At 50.4% G+C, this 10,718-nt stretch carries 11 protein-coding genes; 4 read left to right on the plus strand and 7 right to left on the minus strand.

All coding sequences use genetic code 11. From position 1 onward, the window contains the following. The first annotated feature begins 3 nt into the window (after positions 1-3). Both HQN90_RS10510 and HQN90_RS10515 read left to right on the plus strand, forming a co-directional pair. Complete coding sequence (locus HQN90_RS10510) at positions 4-903, plus strand: metallophosphoesterase family protein (protein ID WP_173217987.1); 900 nt, start codon at positions 4-6, stop codon at positions 901-903. Further along, complete coding sequence (locus HQN90_RS10515; protein ID WP_173217989.1) at positions 900-2,408, plus strand: leucyl aminopeptidase family protein; 1,509 nt, start codon at positions 900-902, stop codon at positions 2,406-2,408. Before HQN90_RS10510 ends, HQN90_RS10515 begins: the two co-directional genes overlap by 4 nt. Positions 2,409-2,491: 83 nt before the next feature. Here the strand turns inward: HQN90_RS10515 and HQN90_RS10520 are convergent, their stop codons facing one another. Then, positions 2,492-2,938, minus strand: coding sequence for a bactofilin family protein (locus tag HQN90_RS10520; RefSeq protein WP_173217991.1), 447 nt, complete (start codon positions 2,936-2,938; stop codon positions 2,492-2,494). Next, a complete protein-coding gene (locus HQN90_RS10525; RefSeq protein ID WP_246362214.1) occupies positions 2,935-3,957 on the minus strand; it encodes a M23 family metallopeptidase in 1,023 nt (340 codons plus the stop codon). Before HQN90_RS10525 ends, HQN90_RS10520 begins: the two co-directional genes overlap by 4 nt. Positions 3,958-4,194: 237 nt before the next feature. Between HQN90_RS10525 and HQN90_RS10530 the strand changes: the two genes are divergently transcribed. Both HQN90_RS10530 and HQN90_RS10535 read left to right on the plus strand, forming a co-directional pair. Next, positions 4,195-5,394 (plus strand): YCF48-related protein, encoded by a 1,200-nt coding sequence (locus HQN90_RS10530; protein WP_173217993.1) that lies wholly within the window; start codon positions 4,195-4,197, stop codon positions 5,392-5,394. 342 nt (positions 5,395-5,736) lie between these two features. Continuing rightward, on the plus strand, positions 5,737-6,168 hold the full coding sequence (locus HQN90_RS10535; RefSeq protein ID WP_173217995.1) for a hypothetical protein: 432 nt from the start codon (positions 5,737-5,739) through the stop codon (positions 6,166-6,168). Positions 6,169-6,410: 242 nt separating this feature from the next. On the opposite strand, the gene HQN90_RS10540 is transcribed toward HQN90_RS10535, so the two are convergent. From HQN90_RS10540 to HQN90_RS10560, 5 genes are all read right to left on the minus strand, one after another. After that, the gene (locus HQN90_RS10540) at positions 6,411-7,142 is read right to left on the minus strand and encodes a polysaccharide deacetylase family protein (protein ID WP_173217997.1); all 732 of its coding nucleotides are present in this window, start codon (positions 7,140-7,142) and stop codon (positions 6,411-6,413) included. Between the two features lie 93 nt (positions 7,143-7,235). After that, complete coding sequence (locus HQN90_RS10545; RefSeq protein WP_173217999.1) at positions 7,236-7,709, minus strand: hypothetical protein; 474 nt, start codon at positions 7,707-7,709, stop codon at positions 7,236-7,238. Positions 7,710-7,734: 25 nt separating this feature from the next. After that, a complete protein-coding gene (locus tag HQN90_RS10550; protein ID WP_173218001.1) occupies positions 7,735-8,916 on the minus strand; it encodes an MGDG synthase family glycosyltransferase in 1,182 nt (393 codons plus the stop codon). A gap of 64 nt (positions 8,917-8,980) precedes the next feature. Beyond that, positions 8,981-9,559, minus strand: a complete 579-nt coding sequence (locus HQN90_RS10555) for a thymidine kinase (protein WP_173218003.1) — start codon at positions 9,557-9,559, stop codon at positions 8,981-8,983. A 157-nt stretch (positions 9,560-9,716) separates the two neighbouring features. Beyond that, a complete protein-coding gene (locus tag HQN90_RS10560) occupies positions 9,717-10,694 on the minus strand; it encodes an HD domain-containing protein (RefSeq protein ID WP_173218005.1) in 978 nt (325 codons plus the stop codon). Positions 10,695-10,718 lie beyond the last annotated feature (24 nt).

The raw sequence follows: 10,718 nt of genomic DNA on the forward strand, positions 1-10,718 counted from the left end.
AGCATGGCTGACAATCTTAAGTTCCGGGAGGACGGGACTTTTACCATTGTGCAATTGACGGATTTGCATATCGGCGGTGACAAGGACAATGAAGCGGATTTACGGACGCTTGCTTTGGTCAGAGCGGTGCTTGTGGAGGAAAAACCGGATCTCATCGTGTATACGGGCGATCTGATTTCAAGCTATGGCGCAGCCGATCCTTTGGCATCTTTTCGCCGGGCGATTGCGCCTGCCGTTGAATCCGGCCTACCTTGGGCGCACGTATTTGGCAATCACGATGCGGAGGAGACTGTGACGCGCGAAGAATTAATGGCGGCTGCGCTTAAGCATAGCGCTTGCTATTCGCAAGCAGGACCAGAAGAGCTTAGTGGGGTTGGCAATTACACGCTCACCATTCAAGGCACGCAGTCTGGGAATTCGGCAGCTATACTTTATTTTCTCGATTCCGGGGCTATGGCGCCGGATTCAATCGGCGGCTATGCGTGGATTCAGGCTGATCAGATTCATTGGTATAAGCAGCAATCACTTGCACTTCGTGAGCGCAGTGATGCCATTCTTCCCGGCCTCGCTTTTTTTCATATTCCGCTGCCAGAGTATAACGACGTATGGAAGGTGGGGAAAGTAAGCGGCATCAAGAACGAAGATGTATGCTGCCCCAAGCTCAACAGCGGACTGTTTGCGGCAATGGCGGAAATGGGCGATGTTATGGGGACCTTTGTCGGTCATGATCACGACAATGATTTCTGTGGAACACTGCATGAGATTCGGCTTTGTTTTGGCCGAGTGACAGGCTATAACACCTATGGAGGCTTGCCGCGAGGGGCTCGTGTCATTCGTCTGCAAGAAGGAGAGCGCAGCTTTGAGACTTGGCAGCGTCTGGAAGATGGGAGTATCTTACGATGATGTTCACGGTTGGAGGAGAAAGCGCGATTGAAACTCTCATCTTCCCCATCTGCTTGGACGATATCGGAGGGACGGGAGGCGCTCAGCTCCCCGCATGGCTGCAAGCGTATTCACTCCTACCCCATATGGGAGAGCCAGGGGCGCTGACTTGGCTTCATGGCCGTATTGGAGAGAGGGATGCGCTGCTAGTCGGTTGTGGGGAGGCTTCGCGGCTGAGTACGGAACGAATTCGCGAAGCGGCCGGCAGTGCTGGGCGCGCGGCGAACAAGCACAAGAAAGAGCAAGTAGGCATAAACGTGGGTGAACTGCTGAGGCGCTGTGTGCATGCGCCTCCGATTAGCGAAGAGAAAGCAGTCAGCGCTTGGGTGGAGGGCTGGCTGCTGGGGAGCTATGCGTTCGAGATATACCGAGCGAAACAGACTAAGCCAATTGAAGCAAGCTTGCAGTTTCTCATCGGAACTGAAGCAGAGGAGAAAGCCGAAGCAGATGTTGCGCTGAACGATGCGATACGATGGGGACGCATTTATGCCGATGGGGCCATTTTCGCCCGCAACTTGGCGAATGAACCACCCAATAGGCTGCGTCCTCTAATGCTCATCGAACGGGCAGTCGATCATTTTGCAGGTACGCAGGTCGAGGCTATCGTTTATGAAGGGGAGCGACTGGAGCGGAACAGCATGGTTGGCTTGATCGCCGTGGGCAAAGGCAGCAAGTATCCTCCAGCACTTCTAGAGCTGCGGTATTGCACGGATGATACGTTGCCGCTTACGGCCTTCATTGGCAAAGGCATCACTTTTGACACAGGTGGAATCAGTTTGAAAAAGGATTTCGATATTAGCGATATGCGAATGGATATGGCGGGGGCGGCAGCCGTGATCGGCGCACTTGATATTCTCGCAGCTGGGAACGTGCAGGCGAATGTCGTTGGGCTTATCGCTGCTGCCGAGAATATGCCGGACGGAGGGGCACTGCTGCCTGGGGAGCTGCTGCAATACCCGAACGGCGTATCTGTGCAGGTAGGCAATACGGATTCGGAAGGCCGCTTGGTGCTGGCGGATGCGCTGATTCATGCGCATCGTCTCGGGGCTGCGGAAGCTATTGATATTGCGACCTTGACCTATTCCTGCGGGGCTGCGCTAGGTTCCAAGTATGCCGGAATATGGGGACAGGACGTATTGGTGGCTGAGATCACACAAGCTGGGAAGCTGGTCGATGAGAAAGTGTGGCAGCTTCCGCTTGTTGATGAGTATGAAGCTTACCTGCACAGTGACTTTGCAGATTTATGCAACATCAGCAGGGTAGGAGAAGCAGGCGCTACGACCGCTGCTTTATTTCTGCGCAAGTTCGTCGATTCCTCCCTTCGTTGGGCGCATATCGATATGGCTTCATTGAAGGATGTGTCGTCTGCACAAGGCTGGCATTCGATAGGTGCGACTGGCTACGGGGCACGCTTGCTTGCGCAGCTTGTACGTACCCGGACGTCGCCCATGGGTCAAAACCAATAAAAACTGCCTATTACCTGGCCGACAAGTCCAGATAATAGGCAGTTTTTGTTTGAACTGGATGCCGCTTACGTGAAGGGCATCGTCTAGTTTCCGCCGGAAGCAGCTTGCTGCTCGCTTTTCTGCTGCTTGTGTGCTTTGGCGTCGATGACCTTGGCGCTGCCTTTCTCACCCCCAGCAGCGATGTTCATCGCGCTGCTGCCTTGAAAAATGCCACCCTCCTGAATAATAAAGGAGCGCACATCAATATTCCCCACCAGCACGCCTGAGCTGGTGACGATGAGCTTGCCCTTGGTATGGATGTTGCCTTTGACCTTGCCGGCAACGATGACATCACGGGCATAGATGTTGGACTGCACCACGGCATTCTCGCCAATGGTGATATCGCCGGCGCATTCAATGTCGCCATTGAGTTGGCCTTCGATGCGGAGGCTGGCCTCAGACATAATTTTGCCTTCACAGATCGTACTTGCACCGATCAAGGTATCCGTTGTTTTAGCGTCAATGCGCCTTGTTTTGGAGCTTCCAATCATTTGAGCTCATCCTTTCTATCGGTAATCAGGTAAGGAGCGGGGTCAATCGGTTTGCCATTTTTCTGGACTTCGTAATGCAGATGAGAGCCTGTGCTTCGTCCGGTCGTGCCGATGAGGCCGATTTTTTGACCTTTCGTTACTGATTCTCCGCGTTTGACCAGCATTTTATTCAGATGCATGTACTCGGTTTGAATGCCACGGGTATGATCGATAATGAGATGATTGCCATGTTCGTTGTCAAAGCTGGCTTCAATGACCTTGCCGTCCGCAGTCGCATAAACGTCATCATTCATCTCGCCATCAAGATCAAAGCCTGTGTGCATCGACGGTTTAGAGGTGAATGGGTCTATGCGCACGCCGAAGCCGGATGTGATGCTGTGTGTTACCGTGGGCCATAGAGTAGGGGTGATGCTGCGCAAATATTGAGCTTCTTTCAACTTGGCTTCCGATTCATTCAAATGCAGGAGGAGGGCGTTAATATCTCCGACTAACGAAAAAAGTCCTTCTTTGGTGCTGTTCACCAAAAGAGAGACATCTTGTGAAGTAACAGAAACATCGCTGCCTCCGATATCTGAGTTTTTCCCGTTAGGCTGCTGAGTGTTTAGCGCTGAGGTTTTTTTGCTTGTCCCTTTTGTACCCTTTGTGCCATCTGTTTCGCTCATCAATTCGATCACGTGATCGATTTTCTTAATTTCTTCCAACTTCACTTTAAAATCATTGGCTTGCTGGGATAAGTCAATCAAATTGGCTTGAAGCTGTTCCAGTTCACTATTTTTAAGAGTAATTTGATCGACCAGTTGACGCTCTTGTCCATCGAAAGCTTGCTGCATGTTGTTTCTCGTTCGATGGGAGTGGGTATTCATTAAGTAAATCGTGACAAAAAAACCAATCAGCACGAGCAGGATCACGCTGGGCACAATATAAATACTACTGTGCGGAAGCTTGAATCTTACGGTACGGCGGTTGGCGCCCGGAATGATCATTAAGGTGAACTCTTTTTTACCCCAGATGAATTTCAACCGATCCTCTTCCTTTCCGTAACAAAGTGCCCCTCCTTGATTGGATTGTATTCACGATTGGGATGAGTCATGCCTATTTTCTCGTTCGCCAAATAAGTTAAATAGTCTTCCCTGATTGTGGGACATACTAATTTTGCCAAAAGCCCAAATTTCCGCTGAGTCAACTTTTGCTCGGATGCCAACGTCTAAAGGATAGAACGAATACTTGCAGATAGTGCAGATTTGAAAGGAGTTAAGATGATGTTCAAAAAATATATGCCCATTTTGGCGATTTCCGTTTTTGCGCTTACAGGTTGCGGGGCCTCGGAAGGGACAAGCGGGGCTGCGAATGCTACGGCAACGCCTGCCTCGTCTCCAGTGGTTTCCGCAGAGCCGACAATTCCTACAGGCACACCAACTGCTGCTGCCACGACTGCGCCTAATACGAATGCGAATGCACCTGCTAACGTGCCGATGAAAGGGGTAACCGCTGTTCGTCTAGCAGATGCCAAATCAGGCTGGATCGGTGGCCAAGGCTTCATCGCTCATACCAACGATGGCGGGGCCAAATGGCAAGTTCAATATAAAGCCGCGGGTGACGTCAAGCAAATATTTGCCTTGAACGGGCAAGAAGCGTGGGCAACGGTTGGGGATGACGCCAAGCTGCTGAATACCAAGGATGGCGGCCAGCATTGGACTTCTGTTGGGCAAGTGCCGAATGCTGCTTTCTTGCATTTCACAACGAAGCAGGAAGCCTTTAGCGGCAATGCCCATACCGTAGATGGCGGCATCAAATGGACGATCTTGCCGGTACCCAAAGGTATCGTAGGAGATGCTTATTTCCACGATGCGAATAATGGCTGGGTTGTCAAAGGGGAGAAAGATTCCGTCGAAGTGGATCGTACGCAAGACGGCGGCAAAACATGGAAAAGCGTCATGTCGCGTAAATCTGCCGTAGTGCCAACTGGCGCTGTGATTCGCTCAGCAGGCGCTAACGATGCCTGGGTTGAGCTGATTGGCGAGTCAGGGATGACCCAGACCTCCTATTCCTTGTTCCACACCAAGGATGGCGGGAAGAACTGGCAGACGGTGCTGGCGAACAGCACCGCCGGTGGGGGACCTGCTCCTGGTTTCCCAGTGGGCGATAACACAGGGCCCAAAAATACGGGCACGAAGCCCGGACCTCTCTACGTCGTCAGCCCCGACGTAGCTTTCATGGGCGGGCAGTGCCCGAGCTGCGACAAGCCGAACTCCGTTGGCTCAACGAAGGACGGCGGCAAAACCTGGGTGAACGGGAAGGAAACGTTCACTGGTTATGGCGACCTGCTGCTGGCTATGGCAGACGGCAGCCAAGGCTGGCTGCTGACGAATGACAGCGAGCAGCCGAGTGTGATGTACACCACCGCAAACGGTGGTGTGAACTGGAACAAGGTGCATACCTTCGATGCACCGAAATGAAAACTGAGCGCCCCGGTGGGGCGCTTTTTTCTCGTTCTGTTCACTCGGCATCGAGGAGTGAACGGGTGTTGGAGCTGACCTGACGATGAGAGTCAGGATCTGGGGTTTCTGTACGCGCGAATCCTGAGCGCGCGCTTGTTTGCGCCGACGCAGGGCGGCGGTGAAACCCGGCAATCGGAGTTGCTGCCTCGAGTCCGTTGCGTGACAGGGAAGCCCGACAATCCGAGGTGGCTGCTTAAAGTCCGTCGCGCGACAGAGAAAGCCTGCAATTGTGCATCTTTTTCAACCTCGAATCCCCCTCATCCGATTTACTGCCAAAAAGCCTGCAAAAGTGCAGGCTTTTTGGCAGTAAATCGGATTTTACGGGGGAAAAGCAGAAAAAGCCTGCACAATCGCAGGCATTTCCTGTTTTCAGGTGATTTATCACAAAAAGCCTGCACAATCGCAGGCTTATCCGAATCCTTAGGGGAATCAGCCGCTCCTGACGATGAAAGTCAGGAGAAATCTGGAGGCACGACAGTTACTACTCGCGCGAGTCCTGAGCGCGCAATGTTGCGCCGACGCATGGCGGTGGTGAAACCTAAAGTCCGAGCGTTGTTGCCTAAAGGCAGTCGCCCAAGGGAAAACCTGCGATTGTGCATCTTTTTCTACCTCGAATCCTCTTCATCTGATATATGCCTGCAAAAGTGCAGGCTTTTTGCCAGCAAATCGGATTTTACGAGGGAAAAGCAGAAAAAGCCTGCACAATCGCAGGAATTTCCTGTTTTCAGGTGATTTTACAGAAAAAGCCTGCACAATCACAGGAATTTCCTGTTTTCAGGTGATTTTACAGAAAAAGCCTGCACAATGGTAGGCATTTCCGGATCTTAGTGGATTTCAGCCGCTCCAGCCCCAGGTATCCAAACAAGTCTGGCTCACAAGCGGACAAGCTCGCTAAAATGCAATAACACTCGGAGCCTAGCTCATTAGGGGACTAAGATGTAACCCCCAGCCGTGCCAAACCAAAACGTGCCTCTCTAATTAATTTTCGCCGGAATAGCCTTATTATAATTGAGTAGTTCCGACACCGTGACCAACCGATAGCCGCGATTTTTCAGCTCCGGTAAAATGATTTTCAAAGCAGCAATCGTCTGTGTAGGGCCCTCAATATAGTCATGAAAAAGGACGATGTTGCCGTTATTCGCATTTTTCAGGACACGATCTACAATCTTATTAACCCCAGGTGTATCCCAATCCTTCGTATCCAATTGCCAGCTCCACATGATCATTTTGTAGCCTTCATCTCGAACGATATGAACAAGCCTTTCATTATAGAAACCTCCAGGTGGGCGGAAAAGCTGGGATCTCTGGCCTGTCGTGGCATATATGAGAGCTTCCGTATCCTTAAGTTCTTTTTTGATATCGTTTTTTTGGCTGAGATAAGCATGGCTGTAAGTGTGGTTGGCGATCTCGTGGCCTTCACTGAGTGTTCGGCTCAGGACGTCAGGATACAGCTTGATTTTATTGCCTACAACGAAAAAGGTTGCTTTCGCCTCATACTGTTTGAGAAGCTCTAGTATTTGATCCGTGTATGCGGGATGAGGGCCATCATCGAATGTGAGGGCAAGCACTTTCTCATCCGTCCTTATTTCCCAAACGATTTCACCGCGTGCTTCATAATAGGCACGGTCTTTTTTCGGGGCTGCACTGACACTCGTGCTCGGCTGCATCAAAAGTAAACTTAAACACAAAGCTGCAAAAATTTTCATGGGGTCTCCTTGGATGTTGTGACTGCAAAATTAGGGTCTCCAATTATGAAAAACCAATTCAGGATAAACCTGGATGTCCATGAAAAAATGCGGTCAAGGTTGTGGTTTATCTCCGTTCCCACTGCCGCTGCCATTGAAAAAGGTCGTCGTTAACGCACGAATCTTCTCCATAAATTTGCCGTAGCCAAAGCCAGTCAAGAACGCAACGCTGATACGCGCCGCCATTGAATCCCCCACCTGCAGCAGCAGAATGCCGCTTTGGAACAGGATAATAGTAATAATGGCTGAGCCAAAGCAGAGCACGGGCCGCATGAGATGCCAGTACACCCACTGCGTGGTGAGATCATGATAATGCTCGTGAAACATCCGCAATCCGTAAAGCGCGCCGCCTAAGGCCCCGGCAAATCCGAAGCAAGCATACTCATGATACAGAGTTACGTCGACACCTAGCAGCTTTCCTTGAATCGTCCCGCTGCCGAGCAGCGCCATCATCCACAGACTGCCAACGAACCAGATGAGTAAGTACACAAAAATGAACTGTTTGCCAAATCGGTTAATGGGGTCCATAAATAAAACACCGCCCTATACATGGTTAATACCATTGTATGAGCGGTGCAGTTGTTGATGCCTGTATGTACGGGCGTTTGGCGGATAACTTCAAATATTGCATAATGGTTGTGGAACAGGCCTGAGCACTGTATTGCTGATGGTTGCGAATCGTCGTTCGACGCTTCGACAGCTCGGGATACTGCTCAAGCAGCAGCTTGAACCAATGATCAATCATTGCAATAGAGGTAATCTTTTGACCGTAGCCTTGCTCCTGAAAATATTCGCAGTTCCGCTCTTCTTGTCCTGGAATGGGACTGTAAAACAGCATGGGAATGCCTTTGGCCATCGCTTCCGTACAGGTCATCCCGCCTGGCTTGGTGATCAGCAGGTCAGAGATATCCATGAGCTTGTTAATCTCATTCGTATAGCCGATCAGATGCACATTTGGCCGCCGGAAAACTTCTTCCTCAAGCAGTTGATGACGTGCTTTCTCATTCGTACCCAAACAGATGAGAAGCTGAATATCTTTGCTCCAGCTGGCTAGGTAAGTTAGGAGCTCTTCCTTTTCTTCCTTTTTAAAAACACCCCAGCCGCCGCCCATGACCATCACCGTAGGCATGGCGTTAAGCCCGAACTGCTGGCGGGTTTGTTCTTTGCTGTGTTCCAAACGGAAATTAGGATGCACAGGAATTCCTGTGACCTCCACATTCGCCTCCGGCACCCCGCGCCCCAGTAAGCGTTCCCTGACCAAAGGGGTGGAGACCAAATATTTGTCCACAGCAGAATCAATCCAGGTGCCATGCACATCATAATCGGTGATCACGGTGAAAAGGGGGACTGCGAGTCCCGCGCGTTTCAACCGAGAAACAATAATGCTCGGAAAAGGATGCGTACAGATGATAATATCCGGTTTCAACTGCTTGATAATCGCTTTGGTTTGCGAGTAGAACATCCGATGCAGGAAAAGCCCCGCAAAGCGATTTAAAGATTTTTCATATTGATTGCGGTAAAGCATACCATAAAGTTTGGGTTGTGATGTAACCGTGCGGCGGTATGCCGAGAAGATCCAAGGTGCAATGGTAGGATGCAAGAATGCGCCGAGTTCAATAACACGTGTAATGACTTCCGATGAGCTTTGACGAAGCTCTACGGAGAGTGCATGAGCAGCTTGTGTATGACCTTTCCCAAAGCCCTCGGATAAGAGCAGAATCCGTTTTTTTCGCAAGGAACTCACCTTTCTTTTGTAACCATCTCGATAGATTAGACGTTATTCACCATAAAATCCTGCATCAGGCATTCAAAGAAGATTTTCGCTTTGAAGCATAACACTTGCGGCAGACCGGCACATAGCTTTCATTGCCGCCGATTTGGATCTGTTCACCATGGAAAATAGGCTCTCCGTCCTTGCAGCGCATGTTCATAATTGCTTTCTTGTCGCAGTACCAGCAAACCGTTTTGATTTCTTCGATCGTGTCCGCGGCGGCAATCAGTGCGTTGCTTCCCTCGAATAATTGTCCCATGAAATCAGCCCGCAGGCCGTAGGCAATGACGGGAATGTTCAAATCATCGACAATCTCGATTAATTGCGCGACTTGTTCTTTGCTTAGAAACTGGGCTTCGTCCACCAGAATACAGTTGGGCTGCTCGGTTTTCGCCAGTTCAACCATATCCAGCTTATCGTCTACGACGAGCGCGTTCTTTTGCATGCCAATTCTGGAGACGACTTTGCCCACCCCAAAACGGTCATCGACAACGGATGTCAGCAGCAGAGCTTTCTTGCCTTGCTCCTCATAATTGTGTGCGACGCGCAGGACTTCAATGGATTTACCACTATTCATTGTGCCGTAACGGAAATATAATTTTGCCAAACTGGGCCAGTCCCCTCTGAAGTTGTAAGATCGAATCAAGATATCTATATATTGAGAAAACCCCAATCGAGGCCATGCGAAGATAAGCGACCCCGTTTAGATATAGGTTTCAGCGCGAATAAGAAAGTGTTTTCGGTTACGCAAAACGTAATCTCTCTTATATGGTAAAAAAATACGTAGCAGTCAGGGCATCTAATTCCGCTAATTTGACAGCGGCTTGGAAGCTTGTTTCGGAAGCGGGCTTATCACCGATAAGCGGCTGTTTTTTATAAATTTTACGAATATTGACTTCAATACTGCCGGGCAGCGGTTCATCGGTAACTTGGATGCGGTGAGGCTCGTACATTAAGACGTGCATAATGCTGCTTGACGTTGGATTCTTGCTCTGTAGCAGCTCCTGAATGAGCTCGTGATCGAGAAGAGAAGGAAGACGCTCCTTCATTCCCGGGGTCGATTCGCAGTGATGCGCAGCCGCTTTGGCTAGAAGAGCATCCATGGATAGAAAGGAAGGTGCAAGGAAGATGCGATGATCTTCTACAACCGCGTGCACAAGCGCAGCAGCTGTTTCCTCATCCGTTTCTAAATAGTGACCGCGCAGGCGAAGCTTTCTGACAAGCTCGGAAGGCGGCATCAGCTGCTGCCCGGCATAATACGTATCTCGCAGGAAGCTGTCCAGATGATCCAATCCCATGATGGACGTTTTGTTCGTTAAAGGGCTGTCTTGGTTTAAAATAGCGACGATCGCAGCTGGCGCAATGCCATGCTTGGTTAAAATATCGGCAACCGTTCCATGCAGGATCAATTGCTCTGTATGTCGATGATGATCGTATCCAAGTGTATTCTCGACGGCATGCGAAAAGGGCAAGTGCCCAATATCATGCAATAGTGCAGCAAGGCGAAGATGAAGATCGTTCGGGAAAAAATGGGCCATCAGGGACCACACGCCAATTGTGTGCTCTAACCTGGAGTGGGTCATTGGCGAGAATAGTGCCGATGCGCCAAAGTGGTGCAGAAACTTCAAGCGGCGGACCGGCTGCGATCTGAAAAGCTCGGCTTCAACCGGTTGGGCCTGTATATGCCACTGGTACAAAGGCTCCCAAATCATCCCACTCGAAAAAGTATGCTGTAGACTCAAAGCAGAGTTCCTCCTAGGCTGTGG

It is taken from the genome of Paenibacillus alba (genome assembly GCF_013204855.1).
In the GTDB taxonomy this organism is placed as follows: domain Bacteria; phylum Bacillota; class Bacilli; order Paenibacillales; family NBRC-103111; genus Paenibacillus_E; species Paenibacillus_E alba.

Coding starts and splice junctions, on each gene's coding strand:
- HQN90_RS10510 (WP_173217987.1), top strand. CDS start 4: ATGGCTGACAATCTTAAGTTCCGGGAGGACGGGACTTTTACCATTGTG.
- HQN90_RS10515 (WP_173217989.1), top strand. CDS start 900: ATGATGTTCACGGTTGGAGGAGAAAGCGCGATTGAAACTCTCATCTTC.
- HQN90_RS10520 (WP_173217991.1), bottom strand. CDS start 2,938: ATGATTGGAAGCTCCAAAACAAGGCGCATTGACGCTAAAACAACGGAT.
- HQN90_RS10530 (WP_173217993.1), top strand. CDS start 4,195: ATGATGTTCAAAAAATATATGCCCATTTTGGCGATTTCCGTTTTTGCG.
- HQN90_RS10540 (WP_173217997.1), bottom strand. CDS start 7,142: ATGAAAATTTTTGCAGCTTTGTGTTTAAGTTTACTTTTGATGCAGCCG.
- HQN90_RS10545 (WP_173217999.1), bottom strand. CDS start 7,709: ATGGACCCCATTAACCGATTTGGCAAACAGTTCATTTTTGTGTACTTA.